Here is a 24,061-nt window from a genome sequence, read left to right as displayed (position 1 = left end):
GTTCGATTAGTGTATACAGTATATTTATCTGCAATCACGTACATAATCATACGATAGTATATTTATTCCTGCAATGACTCTGCATCAATTTGTGAAAAAAATTCCATGAAAACGGAAAAAACGGACCCTCATAAGGAGGATCCGTCCATTTCTTCCTTGATTATACTGTGATTGTTCTTCCTTTGAATACTTCATTGTAGAATGTATCGAATTGGTCGAGATCCATCTGCTGGGCAGAATCGGACAAGGCGACGGCCGGGTCCGGATGCACTTCTGCCATGACGCCGTCTGCACCGATGGCAAGGGCTGCCTTGGCTGTCGGGAGAAGGAGGTCCCTGCGTCCTGTGGAGTGGGTCACGTCTACGAATACCGGAAGATGCGTTTCCTGCTTCAGGATCGGCACCGCGGAGATATCAAGGGTGTTACGGGTTGCTTTCTCATACGTCCTGATTCCGCGCTCACATAGGATGATGTCTCCATTCCCTTGTGAAATGATGTACTCAGCCGCATTGATGAATTCCTCGATTGTTGCAGAAAGACCGCGTTTCAATAGGACCGGCTTTTTAACAGACCCGGCTGCTTTCAGGAGTTCGAAGTTCTGCATATTGCGGGCACCGATCTGGATGACGTCGATGTACTCGACAGCCTGTTCGATATCGGCCGGATTGACAATTTCGCTGATGACGGCCAAGCCGTACTCATCGGCCACCTTCTTCAAGATCTTCAAGCCTTCCATTCCAAGTCCCTGGAAGTCATAAGGGGATGTCCTCGGTTTGAATGCTCCCCCGCGGAGAAGCTTCAGGCCTTTTGCTTTGACGGCTTTCGCCACTTCCGCCACCTGCTCGTAAGATTCCACGGCACATGGACCGAATACGAAATGAGGATTTCCATCCCCGATGGCTTCCCCATTGATATTCACGATGGTATCTTCCGGTTTCTTTTTACGGGAAACGAGAAGGGCCTTCGAATGGTCATCCTTCTGAAGTTCAAGGCCAGCTTTGAATATTTCCTTGAAAATATGTTCAACAGTCGAGTCCTTCAACGGACCGTCATTGTTTTCTTTGATCAGGTTCAACATTCCACGTTCACGAACAGGATCATAGCGGTATACTCCTTGAGTCTCCTTGACACGCCCGATTTCTTGAACGAGCTTGGCCCGCTCATTGATGATGTCCAGTAGTTTCAGATTCAGTTCGTCGACTTGATTCCTTAATTGATCGAGCTCTTGATTACTCACAATACAGCACCCTTTCTTTTTTTCCTGTTCATACGTAAAACCTGTTATAGTTTTAAGGAAGTATGATACATTTTTGATGTTGAAACTTATTATAATAGAACATATCTCAAATGTCACGAAGAAATTCTTTTTTGATTAAACGCTTTTAAGCGTTAAAGTATGTAAGTATACTATGAGACTGGGCTGAAGCAGGTGAATAATTGGTGAAAAAAAATCAAAAAATCTTTGCACTGGACATCGGTACCCGCTCAGTGGTGGGCATCATCATGGAAGAAATGGAAGACCATTTTCAGGTGAGTGATATTTTAATAGAGGAGCACCGGGAGCGGGCCATGCTGGACGGACAGATCCACGATGTACCTGCAGTAGCTGCCGTCATAACCTCGATCAAGAGCCGTCTCGAAGATGTCCACGGTCCTCTGAGTAAAGTATGCGTCGCGGCTGCCGGAAGGGCCCTGAGGACCGAAACGGCCTCCATTACCTCGGCCATCAAAGGCAAACCGCTCCTCAAAAAAGACGACGTCCTCCATCTTGAACTCGGGGCTGTCCAGGAGGCACAGGCGAAAGCTGCCGGGGAAGATGCCGGTCATCACTATTATTGTGTGGGATACTCAGTGCTCTACTACCGTCTGGACGGCGAAGAGATCGGCAGCCTCATCGACCAACAGGGGGATGAAGCGAGCGTGGAGATCATCGCCACCTTCCTTCCGCGGGTGGTCGTGGATTCACTGCTTGCGGCACTTCACCGGTCGGGACTGGAATTGGAAGCCCTAACCCTTGAACCGATCGCAGCCATCAACGTCCTGATACCGCCTTCCATGCGAAGGCTGAATGTCGCTCTCGTCGATGTCGGCGCCGGAACATCGGATGTAGCCCTGACGAATCACGGGACGGTCACGGCCTATGGCATGGTGCCGACAGCCGGGGATGAAATCACGGAAGCACTCAGCCGGGACCTGCTCCTCGACTTCCCCCTTGCAGAAAAGGCGAAGCGGCAGCTCCATGATTGTCCTTCCATCGAAGTGACGGATATTCTCGGATTTGAAACCGTCATTCCAACCGAAGAGGTGCTGTCTCGCATCGGCCCTTCCATTGATCGCCTGGCAAACGAGATTTCGGAGGAAATCCTTCGTTTGAACAACATGAAGGCACCGCAGGCAGTGATGCTCGTAGGTGGTGGCAGCCTGACACCTGGACTTCCCTCCAAGCTCGCCGCTGTCCTCGGCCTGCCGGAAAACCGCGCAGCAGTCAGGGGAGTGGAAGCCATCCAGCGCGTGAAGCTTCAGGGGCATATGTTGAAAGGTCCCGAGCTGGTCACCCCCATCGGCATTGCCATCGCTGCAAAGGAGACCCCCGTCCAATATGTGACGGTGGATGTGAACGGGCATGCCGTTCGGATGTTCGAAGTGAAAAATCTGACGGTGGGAGACTGCATCCTCTCGGCAGGCGTCAAAGTTCAGGACCTTCATGGCAAGCCCGGGAAGGCAATTTCCGTCACGGTCAACGGGCAGACCCTCTCCCTCCCCGGAAGTCACGGAGAGCCCCCTTCCCTTTTCAAAAACGATCAGGCCTGTTCATTTGACGACGGAGTCGGGAATCAGGATCGCCTCCTTGTCGAAAAGGGGAGGGATGGCGACGAAGCCATTGTGACCATAGGAGAACTCATGGATGCGGGTTCAGGTAAGCGGATCTACCTTCAAGATCGGGAACTCCACCTCGAACCGGCAATCACGCTAAACGGTTACCCTGCCGGGAAAGATACCGTACTGAAAGACGGGGATACCATTGACATCACCTTTATCGAGACGGTCGCAGATGCCCTTTCGCAGCTCGGATACCATGATTGGATTTCCTCCCTGAGACCATTCCACCTCTCCTTGAATGGAAAAGAGACGTATTTCCCTGCTTTTAACGGGAAGCTGTTACGTAACGGACAGGAAGTAAAACCGACTGCCATGATCCACAATCTGGATCGCATCTCATTCGAAGCTCCGGCCCAACCTACCCTCGAACATCTCCTGATCAAAAAGAAGATGGTGCTGACAAAGTCGATTACCATCTCTTTCAACGGGGAAGATGTACGACTCGAAAAGGTCTTTGCCACCGTGAAAAGGAATGGGAAGGAATTATCCGGTGAAGACCTCGTATTCTCAGGGGATGAACTCATGATCCAAGAGTCGGAAACGTCTCCATTCATCTTTCAGGATGTGTTTAATTTCGTGGAAATCGACATGCCGACAAATACGCGGGGGAGCTTCCTCCTCTTGAGAAACAAACTGGAAACCACCTTCTTTGAAGAAATCAGGGACGGTGATCTATTAGAGATCGTCTGGCCTGAAATCAAAGTCCGATAGGGTCAAAATGAAACGCCGCGGATCCCTGTAATGGGGTCTGCGGCGTTTTACTCATTATAGGGCCTAGCTTATCATGAACCGATTTTCCCCGGAACAGGGCTTGGTCGATCAACCGGATGAACCGACCCTTGATCGGATGAAACAGTTGGAGTCCCTTGATCCTCCCTGATTTCTTCACCCGCTTCCTTCACCTTCATACCGATGTCCTGAAGGTCTTCTGCGGCGTCCTTAGTCGATGCGATGAGCTCTGAAGACTGTTCTTTAACCGGTTCGATAATATCATCACTGACTCTTTCGTACAGGGCTTGCGCGTCATTGATGGCGTCCTTCAGAACAGCGGAGGCTGACTTCAGGCGTCCCTGCCAATCATTCATCACCCCGGATGGATCCTCCCTTACACGATCCACCATGCCCATGGTTGAATCCTTCCATGACGTCGTCTTCGTCGCCACCCTCCGTCGGGTGCCTGAGTCCAGCATGGCAATGGCTCCGCCTACTGCCGCGCCGAGCATGATGCCTTTCATCAACTTTCCACTTCTCGAACGGGTTCTCGTTGAATTCATTGGATTGGGTTCCTCCTTGAATATTCGTTATATAAACCTTTTCCCTCTCGACAAGAAAGTAAACCCTGGCACAAGCGCGTCAGTCACCGTGAAAACAAAAAAAGCCCTTATAGGCTTTTTTGTTCGATGCAGATTATAGTTTATCAAGTTCCTTCTCTGTAATGTTCCAGTGGGAAGCATTCCATCCCGGTTTCCCGTCGATGAAAAGGAAGGCTTGAGGAGACTCATGCTTGATGCCGAATTTCTCCGCTATATGATTGGATAGTTCCTTCGCTTCCTGAACAGCCAGGTAATACCCCTCTTCTTCCCCATGCTTGTTTAAGAACGACTGGTACTCATTGAACGCATTGCCGCTGATCGGACATGTCAGACTGTGCTTCATGAAGAAGAAGCGGGATTGACTGTCTGTGAGATTTTCAAATTCTTGTACGGTTTCTATCTTTTTCATTTTTCAACTTCCTTTCAGCATAATAAAAACGGTGAAGTCATCATATCACTTCACCGTTCCTTCAATCAATGATCACGCGTTTACGAAATCAGTTATTGTATGTTTTTTCTGTTTCATCAAAGGCTTTTTTCGTTTCTTCAAGCTTTTGATTCACATCGTCCGTTTCTGCAGGGACTTCTTCCTGACCTTCTGCACTGCCAGAGCGATATGATTTGATTTTGCCAACTACCTGGTTGGACTGCTCTTGAACCGTCTTCGTCAAAGAAGAAGACTTCTCCTTGGCAGCTGCAGCCAATTCGTTGCTCTTTTCAACGGCCGTGTCTTTCCACTGGCTCGTCTTTTCTTTCCAGGCGCCTGCCTGTTCGTTGATATCGCTGCGAAGATCTTTACCGGATTTTGGAGCGAGCAGAAGAGCTGTTGCAGCTCCGACGATACCGCCGATCAACGTGCCGATGATGAAATCTTTTGAATTGATGTTGCTGTCATTCGTTTGATTTGGATTTTGCTGATTGTACTGCTGTGTCATAATGTTCATTCCCCTCTCAATTATAAGATCTAGCTCTTTTTATCATTTTTTCCCTTGCGCCGATGTCATCGGAAACAGGTACGGGAGGTTGTTCAACCGCCTTCCGCTCTTTCCACTTGCCCCTCAGTTCCATCAGCGCGTTGCCCCACTGAACCACCTGGGAAATCCTGCCTTGATTACGTTCGAGTTCAGACGAGATGTTCGTGCTGACCTTCTTCACAGACGTATTAAGGTTCTGGATCGAATGTCCGACATCCCTCACTGCATAAACGACCGTATTCAAGTCTTCGGATTTCTTTTGGATGTCCTCTGCCAGAAGATTCGTTTTATGTAGCAATTCAGTAGACTCTTTCGTGATTCCCTGCAGCTGCCCTTCCAGGCCGTTCAGGGTCGTCGACACACTGTCGAGCGTCGTCCCTAGGGACTTCAATGTCTTCATGAGGCTGATCACAAGGACGAAGAACGCCACCGCAATAACTGCGACACTAAGATAAAGAATGATTTCCATCTGCTACACCTCCGTATATAGAAATTCTTTACCCTTATATGAATTCATTAAACATTATACTAGTATTTCTTCCTTTTCTCTCTTAATTCCTCTTTTTACTTTCAAAAAAATATCTGTCTATTCAAAACGGCAGATGGCGCATGGATGAAGGATTTGGGGTAAAATAGAAAGGAATACATACCTAGGGGGAAACACAATGAAAGATCCAAGGATCCAGAAACTAGCAAAGAACCTGATCAATTACTCCGTCCAGCTCCAACCCGGCGAAAAGGTGCTGATCGAAAACTTCGGACTTGAGCGCGAACTCGTCACAGCCCTTGTGAAGGAAGCCTATGAAGCAGGCGGCTACCCGTTCGTCACACTGAAGGATGCAGCTGTCGACCGCTCCCTCCTCATGGGTGCACAGGAAGAACAGTACGACATGATGGCGGACTTCGAAGCCCGTAAGATGGAGCAGATGGATGCCTACATCGGTCTGCGCTCGGGAGAGAACATCAACGAGCAGTCCGATGTACCTGATGAGAAGATGAGGATCCACGGCAACACCATCGGCAAGAAGGTCCACAGGGAGATCCGTGTACCGAAGAAAAAATGGGTCGTGCTCCGCTATCCGACTTCATCCATGGCCCAGCTTGCCAAAATGAGCACAGAAGCGTTCGAGGATTTCTACTTCGATGTATGCAACCTCGACTACAGCAAGATGGATGCGGCCATGGACAGCCTCGCCGATCTCATGAACAGGACGGATCGCGTACGCCTGACGGGGGAAGGCACTGACCTGACGTTTTCCATCAAAGATATACCAGCGGTCAAATGCGCGGGCCGGTTGAATATTCCTGACGGGGAAGTGTACAGCGCCCCGGTGAAAGACTCCGTCAACGGCGTGATCTCCTATAACACGCCATCGCCTTATAACGGCTTCACATTCGAAAACGTCAAGCTCACGTTCAAGGATGGGAAGATCGTCGAGGCGGAAGCAAATGATTCGGACCGGATCAACAAGATCTTCGATACGGATGAAGGAGCACGCTATGTGGGTGAATTCGCCATCGGCGTCAACCCGTTCATCCAGCATCCGATGCAGGACATCCTCTTTGATGAGAAGATCGACGGCAGCTTCCATTTCACCCCTGGTGAATGCTATGAGGATGCATATAACGGCAACCATTCCAATATCCATTGGGACATGGTCATGATCCAGCGTCCTGAATATGGTGGAGGAGAAATCTATTTTGATGACGTGCTCATCAGGAAAGATGGACGGTTCGTCATCCCGGAACTTGAAGGATTGAATCCCGAAAACTTGAAATGACCAAAATAAAAGCCATCCGCGAATTCACTCGCGGATGGCTTTTTGACGTACGCAGAATTATTCTGCAATCTGTTCGTTCAATACTGTTTCATAGGACTGCTGGAATTTCTGGATATCCCCTGCGCCCATGAAGATCAATACGCTGTCTTCATGATGAAGAAGAGCGGTTGTATCACGCTCATCGATGATTTCACACCCATCGATCTTCGTTTCAAGATCATGGATGGAAAGCTTTCCGTGGTTTTCACGGGCCGAACCGAAGATTTCGCACAGATACACCTTATCAGCAAGCTGAAGGCTTTCAGCGAACTCTGAAAGGAATGTCTGCGTCCTTGTGAACGTATGCGGCTGGAAGACAGCGACAATATCCTTATTCGGATACTTTTGACGGGCCGAATCGAGAGTGGCTGTGATCTCGGTCGGATGGTGGGCATAATCGTCCACCAAAATCTGTCCGCCTACCTTCTTCTCAGAGAAACGGCGTTTGACGCCTTCGAATGTTTGCAGTCTTTCCTGCACGATCTCTGTATCAAGCTCCTCGTAGTGACAAAGGGCAATGACAGACAGGGCGTTCAGGATGTTATGATCTCCGTATGTCGGGATCTTGAATGACGCATAGAATTCATTGCGAACGAACACATCGAATGATGTACCATTCTCATTATGGGCGACATTGCGTGCCTGGAAGTCATTCTCCTCGGCAAATCCGTAAAATACGACCGGTACCCTTGCCTGGATCTTTTGGAGTTGCTCATCATCACCACAGGCGATGATCCCCTTCTTCACCTGCATGGCCATTTCCTGGAATGCAGAGAATACGTCGTCGATATTGGCGAAGTAATCTGGATGATCGAAGTCGATATTCGTCATAATGGCATAGTCAGGGAAGTATGAAAGGAAATGACGTCGATATTCACATGCTTCGAATACGAAGTAATTCGCATCCACTTCCCCTTTCCCCGTTCCGTCACCGATCAGGAATGAAGTCGGCTTAGCCCCTCGGATCACGTGTGCGAGGAGACCTGTCGTAGACGTCTTCCCATGTGCCCCCGTGACTGCTACGCTTGTGAATTCCTGCATGAAGTCACCAAGGAATTTATGATAGCGCGTTACAGGCAGGCCAAGTTCTTTGGCTGCCACGATTTCCTCATGTGTATCGGGGAATGCATTTCCGGCGATCACATGCATATCTCCGCCGATGTTTTCCTTTTGGAAAGGAAGGATTTTAATGTTGGCATCGTCCAACGCTTTTTGGGTGAAAAAGTATTTTTCTACATCGGAACCCTGGACCTGATAATCCATATCATGAAGGATCTGGGCTAATGCGCTCATGCCCGAACCTTTGATTCCTACGAAATGATATATCGTCATAATAGAACCTCCAACAATCGTCTATCTTAAAAACATTATATGAAATCATGATTTTTTTGCCATTAAGGACCAATGGTGAACACTGTCAACTTGAAACATTATACCACCTTTTAAAAACTGTGACCATGAAGAAGGAAATTTTCAGTCAGTTAGAATGAATTCCGGCGCTTCTTCTTTCAGGAACGCCCTCCATAAACCACCATTTTCTTGATACCTTTGACCGTATCGCTTCTTCATTGTGTCCACAAGATCAGGCGATCCCGCTTCAAAGACGGGACCTAGGGTCCATTCATGGGTCACCAGAGGGACTTTCCTCACAAAATAGGTCCTGTCCTTCTTGACATCCGACATTCCCCTTAGGCGGACAGGTTCCCGGTGATCGCCCAATAAAGGCATGCAGATGGGCTCACCGCCCTCATGGCCTTCAATGGAAACAGGTTCCCACGGCACCGTCATAATCACTGCACCCAGGGTCTTCTTAGAAGGCGAAAGGGACCGGGTCTGGAGAAACTGAAAGAACAGTGTCGTCCCCTTGATCGTCTTGTAATCAAATAAAAGCCATTCTGAAAATACGTTTTCAGTAAGGCTGTCTCTTGCCACCGGGGCGAACCGTTTAGTGAAGATCATCTTTGCCCTGACGATTTCCCGGATATTGGTTTCATGCCGACAGAACTCCATCGCGGAATCGTACACCGCACGTGTCTGTTCCTCTGCTATCAATTGTTTACGATGACGGTACTCCGTCAGATCCAGCAATTCTCTCTGTGCGTCCATTCTGCTCACCTATCCACTCGTTGTCCTCCACGCCGGTCCCGTTATCCTCTGGTATAGTACCCCCATGGGGATCATCTGAAACGGCCAGGAAAAAAAGAGTATCCTGCCGATGACATCTTCCAATCGATTCATCAACAGGATACCACATATTACCTTCTGCTTCCACTCAGACGAGCGTTTCCAGCTCGGTCTCGGAGATCAGCACATCCCTCGGCTTGCTTCCCCTTGCTTCTGAGATGATGCCATTGTTCTCCATCATTTCCATCAGTCTTGCTGCACGGTTGTAGCCGATCCGGAATCGCCTTTGAAGGGAAGATGCCGAGGCACCCCCCTGATCGACGACAAATTCACATGCTTCAAGAAATAATTCATCTTCTTCTTCTGTGACCTGTGCTTTCTTCAGGAGTTCATCCTGTTCAAAAAGATAATGGGGTGCACGCTGGTCCCTGACATGGGAGATGATTTCATCGATTTCGTCATCAGAAACGAACGTACCTTGAAGCCGGACCGGCTTGGATGACCCATTTTCGAGGAACAGCATATCCCCGCGCCCGAGTAACCGTTCCGCTCCGCTTCCATCTATGATGGTCCGTGAGTCGACGGCAGATGAGACGGAGAACGCAACCCTTGTCGGTACGTTCGCTTTGATCAGCCCGGTAATGACATCGACTGAAGGTCGCTGGGTCGCGATGATGAGATGGATTCCGCATGCCCTCGCTTTTTGGGCGATGCGACAGATGGCTTCTTCCACATCTGCAGGTGACATCATCATCAGGTCGGCAAGCTCGTCGATGACGATGACGAGATACGGAAGCTTATCGCTGTACTGCTTGTTCCTGGTGGCAAGTTCATTGAATCGCTTGATATCCCTTACTCCTGTATGGGCGAAGAGTTCGTACCTGCGCTCCATCTCTTCGACGGCCCACTTCAATGCGGCTGTCGCAGCCTTTACATCGGTGATGACGGGGCTGACAAGATGCGGGATGCGGTTATAAGGAGCAAGCTCCACCATCTTCGGATCGATCAGCATCATCTTCAGCTCGTCGGGAGATGATTTATACAGTAGACTGACGAGGATCGAGTTGATGCACACGCTCTTACCGGAACCGGTGGCCCCGGCAATCAGCCCGTGGGGCATCTTGCTAAGATCCGTGACGATCGGCTGCCCGGAAATATCAAGACCGAGGGCAGCTGTAAGCGGTGAGTCCGCCTCTTGGAATGCAGGGCTCGCAATGACTTCGCTGATGCAGACAGGACGGCTGTCCCGATTCGGCACCTCGATCCCGATCGTATGCTTACCCGGGATGGGCGCTTCGATCCTGATATCCTTGGCAGCGAGGCTCAGCTTGATATCATCTGAAAGGTTCGTGATTTTGTTTACTTTCACCCCTGGTTCAGGCTGTACCTCAAACCGGGTGACGGACGGTCCCTGTGTCACATTCACGACCTTCGCCCTCACGTTGAAATTCAGAAGGGTCTCATCGAGGAGTGCACTCTGGGTGTCCAGCCATTCTTCACTCATCGTTTTGGATACGGGGGGGTTCAAGTATTCAAGAGTCGGAAACTCGTACTCATTCAACGTCTTGGTGGAAGAACTGAGCTCACTGTAGCTCTTTACGGCATCCTCCCCTTGAACGATTCCCTGCTCCATTTCAGGTTCACTTTCATGATGCTCTTCCACGACTTCTGTCACCTGTGGGTTTTGAACCCTAGGTTCGGGAGAAGGACCAGGCTGCTGCCGGCGCTCGGACATACTCCGCTTATCCTGATTCAGCATGAGGACATTGAACGGAAGATGCGACCGTTTCTTCTGTTTCCGTTCTTCCTGGAACTCCTCTACAGGCATGGCGTTCTCTGCTTCTGCATCATGTTTTGAAACAGCCGCATCCCTATCCTCTCGGGATTCTGCATGCAAAGGGGCGATATGTTCTTCCGTGTTCACAACCGGCGTAACGTGTTCCACGTACTCATCGGAAGGAGCTGATTCCGCTTGATTTTCAAACCGGACATCTTCCCTTTCCCCCAGAGCCCCGATAGATGCAGGGGCATCCGTTATGTCCAATGTTCCTGTCGCATCGAAAACCTCTTCGTCAACGGCTGGGGATGACAGATCTTCTGACCTTTCTTCTGTCACTGTTTCGGTAATCGGCGCCACATCATGTTCTTCTGAAGGGCTCTTGAATTCATGTAATTCAAAATCCACCGCTTCTTCCAATCGGGCTTCGACCTCCGGTACATCATGATGGGCAGGCGGGGCGGGCAGGGGCTCCTCCCTCACATCCGGTACATTGACCGAAGCAGGTGTCTGACTATGTAAAAAGTTGCCCAGTTCGTACTCGACTTCTTGCTTTTTGATTGGCCGCTCCCTGAATCCATAGATCGGTGAAGGGATTTCCGTCGGCTTGAACGGTCTGGTCCCCTTCCCTTTCTGTACTTTTGAAGTGACCGTTTTAGACGGTGCGGACGTTGATTGGTGTAGAGGTTTGGGTTGTGCCTCCTTGCGTGGACGCTCCACCCGTTCTTTCTCACGCTTAGGGCGTTCGGGCTGCTTTTCCGTGACTTCTTTCTTATCACGGTCCCGGGTCCGTCTTTCCCGGCTCCCCCCTTCCCCATCACCGATCAAAGGAAAACGGAAATTCCCTTTCGGATATTGATAGGTCATCCGCGCCTCGACATCACGCTGATAGGGGGCCGACTGACTCCCCCCCTGCTTCGGGGCAGGGCGATGCACCTCGTCTTCCACATATTCTTCATAACTATCATCAACATCAGAAAATTTCCCGATTATCTTCTTAATCCAACTCACGTCAATCACTCTTTCCTTCATACTTACTATTATTCTATCAGTTCACCGGAAAAATTCGAGACATTTCACCATAAAATGAACATTGTTAGAAAAATGTGTCGAAACCAACATCCATGTAAATAGAATGTAACAAGAAAAGCGCAGGGGGCTTGCCCTGAGGCGACAAGCATAAGGCGAAGATCTCGGAAAGGCGTTCTGTGCCTTTTTGAGATCTTTGACTTATGACCTCGAGCCTCAAGCACCCGGAGCTAGACATGAAGAAAAGCGCAGGGGGCTTACCCTGAGGCGACAAGCATAAAGCGAAGGCACCGGAAAGGCGTTCTGTGCCTTTTTGAGATCTTTGACTTATGACCTCGAGCACAAGCACCCGGAGCTAGACACGAAGAAAAGCGGAGGCGGGTCGGGCTGACCCGACAAGCATAAGGCGAAGACACCGAAAAGGCGTTCTGTGCCTTTTTGGGGTCTTTGACTTATGACCTCGAGCCTCAAGCACCCGGAGCTGGACACGAAGAAAAGCGGAGGGGGCTCGACCTGAGGCGACAAGCATAAGGCGAAGATCTCGGAAAGGCGTTCTGTGCCTTTTTGAGATCTTTGAATTATGACCTCGAGCCTCAAGCACCCGGATCTGGACATGCAGAAGATCGAAGAGATTCATCAACCAAACAAAAAAAACCGGACCACATGAGGCCCGGGTGAACATGCACTTATCCTTTGAACGCTTGTCCTACTTCGTATTGATCGTCGAGGACGAGGATTCCTTTTTCTTGGGGAGCATCCGGTAGGTCGAGTTCTTTGGCAGAGCAGATCATGCCGGAAGAAGGCACTCCGCGAAGCTCTGCATCTTTGATGACCATCCCGCTCGGCATAACGGCGCCGACTTTTGCCACAACCACTTTTTGTCCTTGATCCACATTCGGGGCTCCGCAGACGATTTGAAGTGTTTCGTCACCGATCTCCACCTTGCAGATATTGAGCTTGTCAGCATTGGGATGCTTTTCTTTTTCTGCTACGTACCCGACGACGAACTTAGGGGTGAAATCTCCTTCAAGCACATCTTCAAAGCCGTTTTTAGCGATGGCTTCGTTGATGCTCTTCAGCTTCTCATCATCCATCTCCACTTGACCTTTCGCTTCAAGGCTTAGATAAGCGGAAGCGTTGAACAGATTGTAACCGACGGTTTCACCGGATTCTTCATTGAACAGGCGGGCTGCATCGCCTTTTCTTTCATGACCGACGCTTCCTTCGAATGTCGGATCCATTGTGATGATGAGGGTATCGCCGATGCCCTCCAGATTATAAAATACGTTCATGTATGTTACTCCCTTTCTTTTTTACGATTTTTAGCTAGTATGAAGATCGGCTCAAGCTCTCCTTCATCGTATACGAAGGACAGCGCAGTGATGGGAACATTCCCGTTGGTGAAGAAGCTCATGGTCATTTGCGCGAGGACGTCATAGCCGGTCTCATTCCGCATATCCCCGATGATCAACACATCCTGGTGGGGAACCGATACCGTCATCTCCCCTGATACTGTTTCCTTCATATCCCGTAAAAAGGATTCGTTCAGGATCCTGCTCGCGTCGTAGCCATCATTTTGATTCAGGAAATAGAATGTATTCCCTGCCACTTCATCTTTTTTCATGGTGGTCGGGAGACGCCTCACATTGAAGAGGGCGATTTCCCTGAGCTGTTCCCGTGTCCACCCTTCCGATTTCATCATCCGCTCATCGATCAGGCGATAGGTGCTTCCTGAATCGAGTGCGTAATAGATCCTTGTCTCGGCTGTATGATCATCTGTGATCAACGGGATGTCATCGGGGGATTCCGTTGCAAAGGAAGTGGACCGGATGACAGGGAAGATATTCTGTTCATGTTTGTTCGGCTTTTCTTCGCCCATGGCATTCAATGCTTCCTCTACATAGTAGACCACTTCGTCGATGATGGTTTTGTTGTTTTCCTTCCACTTGGACACGATGGGGGGAAGTGCGACTGTCATCCCCTTCTTTGTGTCCTTCCGCTCGATGCGGAGTGTTTCTTTTTCCCGGTCGTATGTAATCAGGCGTTCAGATGACTGGAGCCGGTCCTGAAGTTGTTTTTTTAATTTTTTTGTGTCCATGGTGTAACCTCCTTCCACATGCGGTCTCGCTTCTGCTATTTTACATGAAAAGCTCCGGATTTCAAAAGAAAATCACGAAATGTCCTCGCTGTACCATCCGACACCACAGGCAGAAGGCGGTCGCATCATATCTGCTTGGCTGGACTCATTCAGTGTAACCAGCAGAAAAAAAGGAATTCCTCCAATGGGGAATTCCTTTCGATCCACTTAGCCAAGCTGATTCATGAAATTCTCGATTTCTTCTTTCGTTTTGCGGTCCTTGCTGACGAAACGCCCCAGTTCCTTGCCGTCTCCGAATGCCAGGAAGCTCGGGATCCCAAAGATATCGTTTTCGATGCAGATATCGATGAATTGATCGCGATCCACGTAAATGAACGTGAATTCGCTGTACTCACTTTCGATTTCAGGAAGGATCGGTTCGATGATCCGGCAGTCCGGACACCAATCCGCCGAGAACATGAATACATGCTTCCCATTCGCCTTCAACTCGTGAAATTCCTCTTCTGATGCCAGTTTTCGCATGTTACTTACCTCCAATATCAAGCGTTAATTGATCGGGTTTGATCCACCCTAGTTTACGCATATATTCAGATAGTAACAGGCTGATGAGGGCAGGTCCAATGATATGCAACACGAGGACCTGGATCAGGACACCCGTACTGAACCCCATGGTCTGGAACGTCATGATCTGACCGACCAATCCGCTTGTCCCCATTCCGGCTCCCGCTGCATTATTCTCCATCACCCAGATCGTCGTCCCGATCGGGGCGAGGATCATACCCGCCAGTGTCGGCGGCAGGAGGATGAGGGGATTGCGCAGGATATTCGGCACCTGGAGCATCGAGGTCCCGATGCCTTGAGCAAGCAGACCACCAAACCGGTTCTCCCTATAGCTTATGACCGCGAACCCGACCATCTGAGCGGCACAGCCGATCGTTGCTGCACCTGCAGCCACTCCATTCAAATCGAGCATGAGGGCGATGGCGGCACTTGAGATCGGTGCCGTCAGGGCGAGACCCATGAGCATGGCCACGAGGATCCCCATCAAAATCGGCCGCTGCTCTGTTGCCCAGCTGATCCATCCGCCGAACATCGTCATGAATGTCGAAATACCCGGTCCGATGAAGGAAGCCGCCGCAAACCCTGTGAGAATGGTCGTAAACGGGGTGACGATGATATCAAGCTTCGTCGTTTTACTGATCAGCTTCCCGACTTCCACAGACAGGACCGCCGCCACATACGCACCGGCCGGTCCACCGAGTGCCGCACCGGCTGCCCCCGTAACGACTGCCGAGAAAAGCACGAGCGGCGGAGCCCCGAGTCCATAGGCAATGGCCGCACCGATGGCAGGACCCATCATGGAAGAAGCCACGCCTCCCATCTCGATCAAAAACTGTTGCAATCCATCTGGCAGAAACCCTGCCTGTTCCCCGATCGTCTTCATGATCAGTCCGATGATGAGGGAGCTGAACAATCCAAGAGCCATATAGCTCAAAGCATCTATTAAATAAACCCTCGCTGAGGGCTTAACCCCTTTCCGAGCAAGCCATTCCTTCATACTGGTTCCCCTTTCAACCCTTAGTCTTTTACTAGTGTAAAGACACATGTATCGTTTGTCCAGATAAAAATACACACAAAAAAAAGATCCGATCGCATGGATCAGATCTTAGGAAGTCTTCACGGAAGTCGCCATCTTCATCATCATTTTTGCATGATCAGACAGATCGCCTTCATCTGACTGGGTGGAAACCTTCGTCCCCCCCACCCCGACGATGAGCTCAAATTTTTCAGAATCGGGGATGCTCTTGATGATGTAATACCCCAACCCGTCCCTTCCTTGGAACGTTCCTTTTTTCACCACGTCGGTTTCATCTTCAAGGGACGTTTTATATAGAAGGTCGCTGTCCTTATCTTCTTGGGGATTGTTGAATAGGATGAACGTATCCGACCCTTTCTTGATGATCACATTATGAGAAGTCTCTTTATCCACTTCGGCTCCGAAGGGCAGGTAGAATTCGATGTCCCCTGCTTTCTCTTTCGCTTCTGCCTTATGATCGACCATATCTTCTACGACTTTCGCCGTTTTATCCTTCTCTTCGTCAATTGAGGTGCTGCACCCTGCTAACGTAAGGGCAAGAATGAATAAAACCGATATATAGCGCTTCATTCTCCGTCATCCTCCTTTATTCTGCTAAACCTACGCTTATGATACCCTCACAAAGTCCCAATGACAACCCGTTTTCTTACAGGTATGCTGTTTTTGCTGGGAAGAAAGGTTAATTTTGACTCGGATGGGGTAAATCGTGTAGGAAACAGTAACAGATAGGGGATGATCACAATGAATATGACGGTATACCTGGCAGGGGAGATACATAGTACCTGGAGGGATGATGTCAAAAGCGAAGCGGAGAAAAGGGGACTGAACATCCAGTTCTCAGGACCGATGGAAAATCATGACCGTTCCGATTCCATCGGGGAAGAAATCCTTGGCACTCAGCCGAACGCCATCCTGAAAGATGAGGCAGCTTCTGCCTTCAATAATTTGCGCACCAAGATCCTGATGGAAAAAGCAGATCTCGTCATCGCTTACTTCGGAGAAGAATACAAACAGTGGAATTCAGCCATGGATGCCGGCATTGCCCTCGCGAAGGACAAGCCGTTGATCCTGATCCGTCCGGAAAAGCTCCACCATCCGCTGAAAGAAATTTCCCGGCGGGCAGATGTGACGGTTTCCACGATTGAACAGGCTCTTCAAGCCATCACCTATATTTTTGAAGAATAATGATTTTATCGCCTGCCCTCTTATCCCGGGCGGGCGAATTTGTTCTCTGCCGGGTGTAAAGCGCTTACAAAATAGTTTGACAATTCAAAAACGAATAAATATTAGTAATATATAGAAATAAATGGTATAATTAAAATTTTATTAATTTCTTTTTGACTTTATAAAAATCTTAAAATATTATAGTAAAAGAATAAGGAGGTTGTAATATGTCATCATCGAATAAACAGAAAATTGTGGAAAGTGTACCTCAGACCGGGTTCTTCGGTCACCCCAAAGGGTTGTTCACATTATTCTTCACAGAATTCTGGGAGCGTTTTTCATACTACGGTATGAAAGCCATCCTTGTATATTATATGTACTATGAGGTATCAAAAGGCGGACTCGGCATCGAGGAAGGCACTGCGCTCGCCATCGTTTCCATTTACGGTTCCCTGGTGTATATGTCAGGGGTCATCGGAGGGTGGCTGGCCGACCGGGTATTCGGGACGTCGAAGGCCGTCTTCTACGGCGGGATCTTCATCATGTTCGGGCATATCGCCCTTGCATTCCCGGGGAACTTCTCCATGTTCATTGTTTCCATGGTACTGATCGTCATCGGTACTGGGTTGCTTAAACCGAACGTATCAACCGTCGTCGGTGAAATGTACAGTCAGGAAGATACACGCCGCGACTCGGCTTTCAGCATCTTCTACATGGGTATCAACCTTGGTGGATTCGTTTCACCACTTGTTGTGGGTAGCCTTCAAAAGAACTACGGCTTCCACTGGGGATTTGCGGCAGCAGCCATCGGGATGTTCCTCGGACTTGTCGTGTTCATGGTAAGCAAACGTTCTACATTGGGACTTGCCGGTACGTATGTGCCGAACCCGCTGACAGCAGCCGAGAAAAAGAAATACGGTTGGATTACGGCGGTGGTCGTGATTGTCCTGGCCGTCATCCTAGGTTGGACCATTCCAGCCGGAATCTTCACGCTGAATGTATTCATTAATATTGTCGGAATCTTCGGTGTGGTGGTACCTCTTGCGTACTTCCTAATCATGTACTACAGCCCTAAAACATCGGCACAGGAACGCTCACAGGTAATCGCCTATATCCCGCTATTCATTGCTGCGGTCATGTTCTGGTCCATCCAGGAACAGGGTGCAACCATCCTTGCAACATACGCTGATAAAAAGACACAGCTCGATCTTTTCGGGTTTGAGATCTCACCTGCGTGGTTCCAATCCCTTAACCCGTTGTTCATCCTTCTCCTTGCACCGGTATTTGCCTGGTTATGGGTGAAGCTCGGTAACCGCCAACCGATCATCCCGCGTAAATTCTCATGGGGTCTGATCTTTGCAGGTCTTTCATTCCTTGTCATCCTCATTCCAGGATACTTCACTCCTGATGGCGGACTCGTGAATCCGATCTGGCTCGTACTCAGTTATTTCATCGTTGTCATCGGGGAACTTCTCCTTTCGCCTGTCGGCCTTTCTGCGACAACGAAGCTTGCTCCTCAAGCCTTCTCTGCACAAACCATGAGCCTTTGGTTCCTGGCACCTGCTGCGGCACAGGCGTTGAATGCACAGCTCGTCAGATTCTACTCGCCGGCAACAGAAAATGTGTATTTCGGTACCATCGGTGGTGTGTCCATCGTATTGGGCCTCATCCTCTTCCTGATCGGTCCTAAGATCCAGACCTACATGAAGGGAATTAAATAAGTCAAAAAAGCAGCCTCTTCCATGAGGCTGCTTTTATTTATTCAGTGCTTACCAATCCTTATTACATCCGTGGTTCCGGTTTCCTTCATTGCGTCTGCATCCGCCATAGTTCCTGTTTCCTTCATTACGTCTGCAGCCTCCACGATCACCATCACAGCGATTGCGCCTGCAACAGCAGCGGTTACCGAATAGGAATTTGTCCCAATCACAGCAGAAGTTGAAGCCCCAACAACAGTTACGGCGACACCCGCCTTCATTGTGTCCTTTATAGCATCCCATGTGTTTTTGCCCCCCTTGTACAAGAGATTTACCGCATGCTTTCGCATCCGATCTACTCTATCCTATGAGGATGGGCTCTAATTGGTATGGGCCGAGTCATATATTCCCGCGTTTATCTCTGTTTCTTCCATCATATTCCCACTGCCCGATCAAGAGTTTAACGACATGGATGAACATCGCTTCCCTCGTCACCCGACCGTTCGTGAATACCCCTACCGCCCCTTCTCGATGACGCACACCTTCCCGTTTCGTATATGCATCCATCAGTGGCCCAAGCTCTCCGCCTCCGCGAAGTTTATAGGCAATCTCGTCAGGTAGTAGAATCCGTGCCCCTCCTGCTACAAATTCGCGGCCATCGGCGTCTACCAAGGCTCCCCAGTTACAGAGGAAAAGTCCCGATGACGTGTCGACGACCCCGCCTTCCAGACCGATGCCTGCATGAAACGCCCCGATACTGTTCCTCGCCCGGTTCACCGCCCCTCTGATCGTCTCTTCATCAGAAAACGGCTGTGCACTGACCCCGGATTCCGCCTCTATTGGATAGACTGTTCCACCGGGACCGATTGCCTTCTGAATCGCTGAAACCTTCGCCGGATTTGTCGTCCCTACTCCGATATTCTTCATTTCCTTCCCCCCCATTTTCATAAAAGAAGACCGCCACGATTATCGGGCGGTCTCATCAATCATCCGTTATTCCGGATCGTTTCCACTGTGGAACGGTCACACTGTTTCACGAGCTTTACGATCAATTCTTTCGCTGCAGCGTAATCATCGATATGGATCATGGACGCATGCGTATGGATGTACCGCGAGCAAATACCGACGACCGCACTCGGCACCCCTTCATTGGACATGTGAACACGGCCTGCATCCGTCCCTCCTTGGGAGACGAAGTATTGATAAGGGATGGAGTTCGTTTCCGCCGTATCAAGGACGAATTCCCTCATGCCCCTGTGCGTGACCATGGAACGGTCGAGGATCCGGAGAAGGGCCCCTTTCCCGAGCTGTCCAAATTCATTTTTATCCCCTGACATATCATTGGCCGGGCTGGCATCAAGGGCAAAGAATAGATCCGGATTGATCATGTTGGCCGCCGTCTGCGCCCCCCTCAATCCTACTTCCTCCTGAACGGTGGCACCTGAGTACAGCGTGTTTGGAAGCTGCTCACCATGGAGTTCCTTCAGAAGCTCGATGGACAATCCGCAGCCGTAACGGTTATCCCATGCTTTCGCGAGGATCTTCTTCTCGTTGGCCATCGGTGTGAACGGACAGATCGGTACGATCTGCTGGCCCGGTTTGATGCCGATCCGGAGGGCATCCTCTTTGTCATCGGCCCCGATATCAATGAGCATGTTCTTGATATCCATCGGCTTCGAACGCTGAGCTTCTCCCAGGAGATGCGGGGGGATGCTTCCGATTACACCGGTGATCGGTCCGTTGTCTGTGATGATCTGGACGCGCTGGGCGAGGAGGACCTGGCTCCACCAGCCGCCGAGGGTCTGAAAGCGCAGCATCCCGTTCTCCGTGATGGAGGTCACCATGAAGCCCACTTCATCCATATGTCCGGCCACCATGACAACCGGACCATTGCCGTCCCCCTTCCTCACTCCGAATACGCCACCCAACCGATCCTGTACGAGCTCATCCGAATAGGCGGAGAGCTGTTCTTTCATGAAAGCCCTCACGGCATGTTCATTACCGGGAGCACCCGGGAGTTCTGTCAGCGTTTTGAATAGTTCCAATGTATCCTGATTCATTTCATTTACCCCATTTCGTTTTCACATCTTTATGTATACATCCATTTTACAGAACTTTCTCACCTCTTACCACCGATTGGATTCAAATATGATTCTCTTTTTTCCGTGTTCTTTGTTAGAATGGTCTTAGCAGGTTGAAAATATAGGGGAGACATCTTTGTCTTTACCGGGCTTTTGGAGGGAAGAGTGGATGAACTGGAAATCGTTTGCAATCGGAGCGGCTGTCGGAGCTGTCGGGGGGATCGTCCTCAGCAGTGCCGCAAAGGATCATAAGACCGTTTCTCCGGAGAAGGTACTGAAGGAAGTAAAAGAACGCTTTAAACTAGACGGGAAGATCGACGGCTCATGGATCAGCATGAAGCCCGAAACCTTCAAGCAGCATACATTTGAAACACAGGTGTTCAAAGGCGGCATTTCACGCAGGGTCGACGGGGAACTGGAGCAGTTCGAATTCATCGCCGATGTGAAGAATGGGACCATTCTGGATGTTTACCCCTTATGACTGAAAAGATCCAAAGCCATCCGGCTTTGGATCTTTCTCATTTCATCGTCTCTCTCGTTCCACCGATTCCGTCACTTTCCCGGCTTCGTCCCACTTCAGGGCACGATACACGGCATCATGATAAAAGAGGAACCAGTATCCCCCTTCGATCGCCTGATGGATCCACTTTTCCTTGGCTCCGATCGACGTCATCGGATAATCATCATACGCGAGTACCCATAGTGGATTTTTATGGGCGTGTGTCGGCATGAGGTCGGCCATATGAATCAGCTTTTCGCCACCTGTTTCAAGGAGGATGATGGCATGCCCGTCACTATGCCCCCCCGTATGGACCATCGTGATGCCAGGCAGTACTTCCTTCTGTCCCTCAAAGGGCACCACCTGATGTTCCACGGCCTCCCAGTTTTCTTTCCAATATGTATTCTTCGAACGGATATTGGGATTCCTCATTTCATCCCATTCCACCTGTGATGTATGGATGACAGCGTTCGGGAAGGTCGAACGATATCCCTCACCGTCTCGTTTCGTCAACCCGCATGCATGGTCAAAATGCATATGCGTCATCAGGATCACATCGATCTCTTCCGGCGATACCCCGAGCGCCTGAAGATCGGAATCAAGTGCAGATTCTTCTTCCACCCCATAATTCCGCTTTTGTTTGTCTGTCAACTTGCCTTTTCCGATGCCAGACTCGATCAATACGTTTTTGCCATTCCAACGGAAAAAGATCGGATCCGTTCTCAGCTCGATTTGATTGCGCTCATTCACAGCATACTTCTTGGACCAAAGCGGCTTTGGCACGACCCCGAACATGGCTCCCCCATCCATGAAGGTCACACCGCCGTTCAGCCAGTGAAATGTTGTATCACCAATCATCCGTTTTTCCATTTCTTCATTCCTCCCTTATTGTTCCCCATTAGTGTAGCATAAGTAGGCTGCGTGAATCCGGCAGACATGAAAAAAAGGCTGCAGAAGCCGGTAAACGGCAGACTGCAGCCTTCTGATCATGAGTGTTGGAATTGAGCTTCCACCCGGTAGATCCGGTCCCCTTTTGCAGAGAACTTTTCTTCGTATTCCGTCATGATATTCCCTTCCATCCCGCTGTTATGGAGATCGAGGCTCAAGTAGTTCAGACGGAGCCCGTACCAGGAAAAGCTTTTCAAGGAATACTCGAACAACCCCTGGTTATCGGTCTTGAAATGGATTTCCCCGTTCTCAACCAGGATATCCTCATACAGCTTGAGGAAATGTTCATATGTGAGTCTGCGCTTCTCATGACGGGCCTTTGGCCAAGGATCCGAGAAGTTCAGATACACCCGTCCTACTTCACCATCATCGAAGAATTCCTTCAGATCCCTTGCATCGACATTCAATAGCTTCACATTGCTGACATTTTCCTCAAGGATCCGGTCGAGGGCCGTCACGAGGACACTCTCGTAGAGTTCGATCCCGATATAGTTGATCTCAGGGTTTTGTTTCCCCATACCGGTGACGAATTGACCTTTTCCTGTTCCTACCTCTATATGGATGGGGTTGTCGTTCCCAAAGAACTCATTCCATTTCCCTTTCAGTTGATCGGGCTCCGCCACTACTATGCCGGAATGTTCACTGAGCTTTTCAGCTGCCCATGGTTTGTAACGCACACGCATGTAGACACCTCTTTTTTCCATTTTTCACGTCCGGTCCGGCAAGCTTCACGCTTGTCCCCCGGTACGCCATTCGAACAAAAACATACCACGACCACCATGGTTGTGCAAGATGAAATCCATTGAAGCCGCGCATAATAAAAAAAGGAATCCACACACTATCAGTGAATTCCTTCTCTTCCTGAATTCAATCCTAAAAGAAAGGGTGGCTTCCATGCCTCTCAACGCTCAAAATCAAATGCAATTATTATCCGATATCCTAAGCAACCATCAAACGGACTGCTGCGGCTCCGTATCCGAATGCGAACAGCTCGAGAGACTGGTCAAGTCCCTCATGGTCAACGCAGACATCCACGAGAACGTCAAACCCGTCCTCGAAGAGATCTACCGGTACAGCCAAAGCGGCATCTCGTCTTCCGACCTTGCCAATCACATCACCACGAACAAGGACAATCTGTCCCAGTGGGTGTCGGACATGAATCAATACTCATGATCAGATGATTTTGTGCAGATATTCGATCCAGTGATTCATTTCGTGAAAGCGCCCTTTGGCTTTATGCCATTGCATGAACAGGATCGTCTGGGCGACCACATACCATTTCATGCGCAGCTTCAGGCTGTCCGTCAATTCCGTTCCGTATTGAAGGAGCCAGTCCTCCCATTGATCTTCAGGGATATACCAATAGAGGAGCAGACCGACATCAAAGGCGGGATCTGCAATCATGGCACCGTCCCAATCAATGAGGTAAAGCTGGTTCTGTTCGGAAAGGAGCCAGTTGTTATGATTGACGTCGCCATGGCAGACGACATATTCACCTTGACGGACTTCATCCAGGCCTTCCTGAAGGAAACTCATCGCTTTCCTGACATCGGGCAATGTTAGAAGGTCGAATTCAAGACTGGTCTCAAGTTCCGTCAACATATGATCAGGCTGAAAAGGCTCTGTGCCGAGGCGCTCAAGCATCGTCAAGAGAGGTTTTGATGTATGGATTTTTTTCAGCAGACGGGCAACCCTGTCTTTCTTCATTTCTGCGGGTTTCAGTTCTCTGCCATTCAACCAGTGCTGAGCCGTGATGACATCCCCGTTTTCCAGACGCTTCGTCCAGACAAGCTTAGGCGTGATGCCTTCAGCGGACAAAACCGCCAAAAACGGTGATGAATTCCGCTTGAGGAATAGCCTCTGTTCCTGGTATTGGGCAAAGAAGGCTTCCCCCGTGGCACCGCCCGCAGGGACGATCTCCCAATCTTGGTCAAATAAGTGTTCCAATATATTCACCTTCTATTGGTCCTTTGTCATGTTTATATGATTGTTCACATTTCATCTCAATAAAATAAAAAAGATAGCTATTGGGCAATAAGATCAATAGCCATCTATGTTTA

The 24,061-nt window shown here is 49.6% G+C and carries 25 protein-coding genes; 6 read left to right on the top strand and 19 right to left on the bottom strand.

The features are described 5' to 3' along the window. Positions 1 to 160: 160 nt before the first annotated feature. Positions 161 to 1,237 carry a bifunctional 3-deoxy-7-phosphoheptulonate synthase/chorismate mutase gene (locus tag ACNA6I_RS00545; protein WP_252264971.1) on the bottom strand — a complete coding sequence of 359 codons (1,077 nt, stop codon included), beginning with the start codon at positions 1,235 to 1,237 and terminating at the stop codon, positions 161 to 163. A gap of 203 nt (positions 1,238 to 1,440) precedes the next feature. Between ACNA6I_RS00545 and ACNA6I_RS00540 the strand changes: the two genes are divergently transcribed. Continuing rightward, positions 1,441 to 3,591: a cell division FtsA domain-containing protein gene (locus ACNA6I_RS00540; protein WP_416312770.1), complete on the top strand. Its 2,151-nt coding sequence runs from the start codon at positions 1,441 to 1,443 to the stop codon at positions 3,589 to 3,591. 71 nt (positions 3,592 to 3,662) lie between these two features. Here the strand turns inward: ACNA6I_RS00540 and ACNA6I_RS00535 are convergent, their stop codons facing one another. The 4 genes from ACNA6I_RS00535 to ACNA6I_RS00520 all read right to left on the bottom strand — a co-directional run bounded on the left by ACNA6I_RS00535 (position 3,663) and on the right by ACNA6I_RS00520 (position 5,636). After that, positions 3,663 to 4,154, bottom strand: coding sequence for a YtxH domain-containing protein (locus ACNA6I_RS00535; protein ID WP_048007431.1), 492 nt, complete (start codon positions 4,152 to 4,154; stop codon positions 3,663 to 3,665). Between the two features lie 133 nt (positions 4,155 to 4,287). Beyond that, positions 4,288 to 4,602: a bacillithiol system redox-active protein YtxJ gene (ytxJ, locus tag ACNA6I_RS00530; RefSeq protein WP_416312769.1), complete on the bottom strand. Its 315-nt coding sequence runs from the start codon at positions 4,600 to 4,602 to the stop codon at positions 4,288 to 4,290. Positions 4,603 to 4,690: 88 nt separating this feature from the next. Then, complete coding sequence (locus ACNA6I_RS00525; RefSeq protein WP_416312768.1) at positions 4,691 to 5,137, bottom strand: YtxH domain-containing protein; 447 nt, start codon at positions 5,135 to 5,137, stop codon at positions 4,691 to 4,693. A gap of 7 nt (positions 5,138 to 5,144) precedes the next feature. Then, positions 5,145 to 5,636 carry a DUF948 domain-containing protein gene (locus tag ACNA6I_RS00520; protein ID WP_048007429.1) on the bottom strand — a complete coding sequence of 164 codons (492 nt, stop codon included), beginning with the start codon at positions 5,634 to 5,636 and terminating at the stop codon, positions 5,145 to 5,147. Between the two features lie 196 nt (positions 5,637 to 5,832). On the opposite strand from ACNA6I_RS00520, the gene ACNA6I_RS00515 reads away from it, so the two are divergent. Further along, the gene (locus ACNA6I_RS00515; protein ID WP_048007428.1) at positions 5,833 to 6,948 is read left to right on the top strand and encodes an aminopeptidase; all 1,116 of its coding nucleotides are present in this window, start codon (positions 5,833 to 5,835) and stop codon (positions 6,946 to 6,948) included. 57 nt (positions 6,949 to 7,005) lie between these two features. Here the strand turns inward: ACNA6I_RS00515 and murC are convergent, their stop codons facing one another. From murC to ACNA6I_RS00475, 8 genes are all read right to left on the bottom strand, one after another. Further along, positions 7,006 to 8,319 carry a UDP-N-acetylmuramate--L-alanine ligase gene (gene murC / locus ACNA6I_RS00510; protein WP_048007427.1) on the bottom strand — a complete coding sequence of 438 codons (1,314 nt, stop codon included), beginning with the start codon at positions 8,317 to 8,319 and terminating at the stop codon, positions 7,006 to 7,008. A 141-nt stretch (positions 8,320 to 8,460) separates the two neighbouring features. Beyond that, the gene (locus tag ACNA6I_RS00505; RefSeq protein ID WP_048007426.1) at positions 8,461 to 9,093 is read right to left on the bottom strand and encodes a hypothetical protein; all 633 of its coding nucleotides are present in this window, start codon (positions 9,091 to 9,093) and stop codon (positions 8,461 to 8,463) included. A gap of 166 nt (positions 9,094 to 9,259) precedes the next feature. Further along, positions 9,260 to 11,899 (bottom strand): DNA translocase FtsK, encoded by a 2,640-nt coding sequence (locus ACNA6I_RS00500; protein WP_416312767.1) that lies wholly within the window; start codon positions 11,897 to 11,899, stop codon positions 9,260 to 9,262. A 704-nt stretch (positions 11,900 to 12,603) separates the two neighbouring features. Further along, complete coding sequence (gene ytpR / locus ACNA6I_RS00495) at positions 12,604 to 13,209, bottom strand: YtpR family tRNA-binding protein (protein ID WP_048007425.1); 606 nt, start codon at positions 13,207 to 13,209, stop codon at positions 12,604 to 12,606. Positions 13,210 to 13,214: 5 nt separating this feature from the next. Then, on the bottom strand, positions 13,215 to 14,015 hold the full coding sequence (locus ACNA6I_RS00490) for a DUF1444 domain-containing protein (protein ID WP_048013511.1): 801 nt from the start codon (positions 14,013 to 14,015) through the stop codon (positions 13,215 to 13,217). Positions 14,016 to 14,222: 207 nt separating this feature from the next. Beyond that, positions 14,223 to 14,537 (bottom strand): thioredoxin family protein, encoded by a 315-nt coding sequence (locus ACNA6I_RS00485; protein WP_048007423.1) that lies wholly within the window; start codon positions 14,535 to 14,537, stop codon positions 14,223 to 14,225. Position 14,538: 1 nt separating this feature from the next. After that, complete coding sequence (locus tag ACNA6I_RS00480) at positions 14,539 to 15,573, bottom strand: PTS transporter subunit IIC (protein WP_048013510.1); 1,035 nt, start codon at positions 15,571 to 15,573, stop codon at positions 14,539 to 14,541. Positions 15,574 to 15,681: 108 nt separating this feature from the next. Next, complete coding sequence (locus ACNA6I_RS00475; protein WP_416312766.1) at positions 15,682 to 16,182, bottom strand: hypothetical protein; 501 nt, start codon at positions 16,180 to 16,182, stop codon at positions 15,682 to 15,684. A gap of 171 nt (positions 16,183 to 16,353) precedes the next feature. On the opposite strand from ACNA6I_RS00475, the gene ACNA6I_RS00470 reads away from it, so the two are divergent. Both ACNA6I_RS00470 and ACNA6I_RS00465 read left to right on the top strand, forming a co-directional pair. Continuing rightward, complete coding sequence (locus ACNA6I_RS00470; RefSeq protein ID WP_048014856.1) at positions 16,354 to 16,797, top strand: YtoQ family protein; 444 nt, start codon at positions 16,354 to 16,356, stop codon at positions 16,795 to 16,797. Positions 16,798 to 17,003: 206 nt separating this feature from the next. Next, positions 17,004 to 18,497: a peptide MFS transporter gene (locus tag ACNA6I_RS00465; RefSeq protein ID WP_048007419.1), complete on the top strand. Its 1,494-nt coding sequence runs from the start codon at positions 17,004 to 17,006 to the stop codon at positions 18,495 to 18,497. Between the two features lie 41 nt (positions 18,498 to 18,538). On the opposite strand, the gene ACNA6I_RS00460 is transcribed toward ACNA6I_RS00465, so the two are convergent. From ACNA6I_RS00460 to ACNA6I_RS00450, 3 genes are read right to left on the bottom strand one after another with little or no spacing between them, the layout of a single operon-like run. Beyond that, positions 18,539 to 18,823, bottom strand: a complete 285-nt coding sequence (locus tag ACNA6I_RS00460; RefSeq protein ID WP_048007418.1) for a hypothetical protein — start codon at positions 18,821 to 18,823, stop codon at positions 18,539 to 18,541. A gap of 49 nt (positions 18,824 to 18,872) precedes the next feature. Further along, complete coding sequence (locus ACNA6I_RS00455) at positions 18,873 to 19,400, bottom strand: DUF84 family protein (RefSeq protein WP_048007417.1); 528 nt, start codon at positions 19,398 to 19,400, stop codon at positions 18,873 to 18,875. 59 nt (positions 19,401 to 19,459) lie between these two features. Next, entirely contained in the window at positions 19,460 to 20,533 is a 1,074-nt protein-coding gene (locus tag ACNA6I_RS00450; RefSeq protein WP_048007416.1) for a M42 family metallopeptidase, read from the bottom strand. A gap of 190 nt (positions 20,534 to 20,723) precedes the next feature. Here ACNA6I_RS00450 and ACNA6I_RS00445 point away from each other — a divergent pair, with 190 nt between their 5' ends. Further along, positions 20,724 to 21,035 carry a peptidase M4 gene (locus tag ACNA6I_RS00445; RefSeq protein ID WP_048007415.1) on the top strand — a complete coding sequence of 104 codons (312 nt, stop codon included), beginning with the start codon at positions 20,724 to 20,726 and terminating at the stop codon, positions 21,033 to 21,035. Between the two features lie 42 nt (positions 21,036 to 21,077). Here ACNA6I_RS00445 and ACNA6I_RS00440 read toward each other — a convergent pair whose 3' ends face one another. Both ACNA6I_RS00440 and trmB read right to left on the bottom strand, forming a co-directional pair. Then, positions 21,078 to 21,923, bottom strand: a complete 846-nt coding sequence (locus ACNA6I_RS00440) for a YtnP family quorum-quenching lactonase (protein ID WP_416312765.1) — start codon at positions 21,921 to 21,923, stop codon at positions 21,078 to 21,080. 116 nt (positions 21,924 to 22,039) lie between these two features. Continuing rightward, on the bottom strand, positions 22,040 to 22,684 hold the full coding sequence (gene trmB / locus ACNA6I_RS00435) for a tRNA (guanosine(46)-N7)-methyltransferase TrmB (protein WP_056534828.1): 645 nt from the start codon (positions 22,682 to 22,684) through the stop codon (positions 22,040 to 22,042). Between the two features lie 211 nt (positions 22,685 to 22,895). Here trmB and ACNA6I_RS00430 point away from each other — a divergent pair, with 211 nt between their 5' ends. Then, positions 22,896 to 23,174, top strand: coding sequence for a YtzH-like family protein (locus ACNA6I_RS00430; RefSeq protein WP_048007475.1), 279 nt, complete (start codon positions 22,896 to 22,898; stop codon positions 23,172 to 23,174). On the opposite strand, the gene ACNA6I_RS00425 is transcribed toward ACNA6I_RS00430, so the two are convergent. Further along, the gene (locus ACNA6I_RS00425; RefSeq protein ID WP_048007412.1) at positions 23,175 to 23,948 is read right to left on the bottom strand and encodes a phosphotransferase family protein; all 774 of its coding nucleotides are present in this window, start codon (positions 23,946 to 23,948) and stop codon (positions 23,175 to 23,177) included. Positions 23,949 to 24,061: the final 113 nt, after the last annotated feature.

This window comes from Rossellomorea sp. FS2, assembly GCF_047915635.1.
In the GTDB taxonomy this organism is placed as follows: domain Bacteria; phylum Bacillota; class Bacilli; order Bacillales; family Bacillaceae_B; genus Rossellomorea; species Rossellomorea marisflavi_A.
This window is presented reverse-complemented; position numbering and strand designations above follow the sequence as displayed.

Excerpts from the sequence above, each read along its gene's own strand:
- ACNA6I_RS00535 (WP_048007431.1), bottom strand. The coding sequence starts at position 4,154 with ATGAATTCAACGAGAACCCGTTCGAGAAGTGGAAAGTTGATGAAAGGC.
- ytxJ (WP_416312769.1), bottom strand. The coding sequence starts at position 4,602 with ATGAAAAAGATAGAAACCGTACAAGAATTTGAAAATCTCACAGACAGT.
- ACNA6I_RS00525 (WP_416312768.1), bottom strand. The coding sequence starts at position 5,137 with ATGAACATTATGACACAGCAGTACAATCAGCAAAATCCAAATCAAACG.
- ACNA6I_RS00520 (WP_048007429.1), bottom strand. The coding sequence starts at position 5,636 with ATGGAAATCATTCTTTATCTTAGTGTCGCAGTTATTGCGGTGGCGTTC.
- ACNA6I_RS00515 (WP_048007428.1), top strand. The coding sequence starts at position 5,833 with ATGAAAGATCCAAGGATCCAGAAACTAGCAAAGAACCTGATCAATTAC.
- murC (WP_048007427.1), bottom strand. The coding sequence starts at position 8,319 with ATGACGATATATCATTTCGTAGGAATCAAAGGTTCGGGCATGAGCGCA.
- ACNA6I_RS00505 (WP_048007426.1), bottom strand. The coding sequence starts at position 9,093 with ATGGACGCACAGAGAGAATTGCTGGATCTGACGGAGTACCGTCATCGT.
- ytpR (WP_048007425.1), bottom strand. The coding sequence starts at position 13,209 with ATGAACGTATTTTATAATCTGGAGGGCATCGGCGATACCCTCATCATC.
- ACNA6I_RS00490 (WP_048013511.1), bottom strand. The coding sequence starts at position 14,015 with ATGGACACAAAAAAATTAAAAAAACAACTTCAGGACCGGCTCCAGTCA.
- ACNA6I_RS00485 (WP_048007423.1), bottom strand. The coding sequence starts at position 14,537 with ATGCGAAAACTGGCATCAGAAGAGGAATTTCACGAGTTGAAGGCGAAT.
- ACNA6I_RS00480 (WP_048013510.1), bottom strand. The coding sequence starts at position 15,573 with ATGAAGGAATGGCTTGCTCGGAAAGGGGTTAAGCCCTCAGCGAGGGTT.
- ACNA6I_RS00475 (WP_416312766.1), bottom strand. The coding sequence starts at position 16,182 with ATGAAGCGCTATATATCGGTTTTATTCATTCTTGCCCTTACGTTAGCA.
- ACNA6I_RS00470 (WP_048014856.1), top strand. The coding sequence starts at position 16,354 with ATGAATATGACGGTATACCTGGCAGGGGAGATACATAGTACCTGGAGG.
- ACNA6I_RS00465 (WP_048007419.1), top strand. The coding sequence starts at position 17,004 with ATGTCATCATCGAATAAACAGAAAATTGTGGAAAGTGTACCTCAGACC.
- ACNA6I_RS00460 (WP_048007418.1), bottom strand. The coding sequence starts at position 18,823 with ATGCGAAAGCATGCGGTAAATCTCTTGTACAAGGGGGGCAAAAACACA.
- ACNA6I_RS00455 (WP_048007417.1), bottom strand. The coding sequence starts at position 19,400 with ATGAAGAATATCGGAGTAGGGACGACAAATCCGGCGAAGGTTTCAGCG.
- ACNA6I_RS00450 (WP_048007416.1), bottom strand. The coding sequence starts at position 20,533 with ATGAATCAGGATACATTGGAACTATTCAAAACGCTGACAGAACTCCCG.
- ACNA6I_RS00445 (WP_048007415.1), top strand. The coding sequence starts at position 20,724 with ATGAACTGGAAATCGTTTGCAATCGGAGCGGCTGTCGGAGCTGTCGGG.
- ACNA6I_RS00440 (WP_416312765.1), bottom strand. The coding sequence starts at position 21,923 with ATGGAAAAACGGATGATTGGTGATACAACATTTCACTGGCTGAACGGC.
- trmB (WP_056534828.1), bottom strand. The coding sequence starts at position 22,684 with ATGCGTGTGCGTTACAAACCATGGGCAGCTGAAAAGCTCAGTGAACAT.
- ACNA6I_RS00430 (WP_048007475.1), top strand. The coding sequence starts at position 22,896 with ATGCCTCTCAACGCTCAAAATCAAATGCAATTATTATCCGATATCCTA.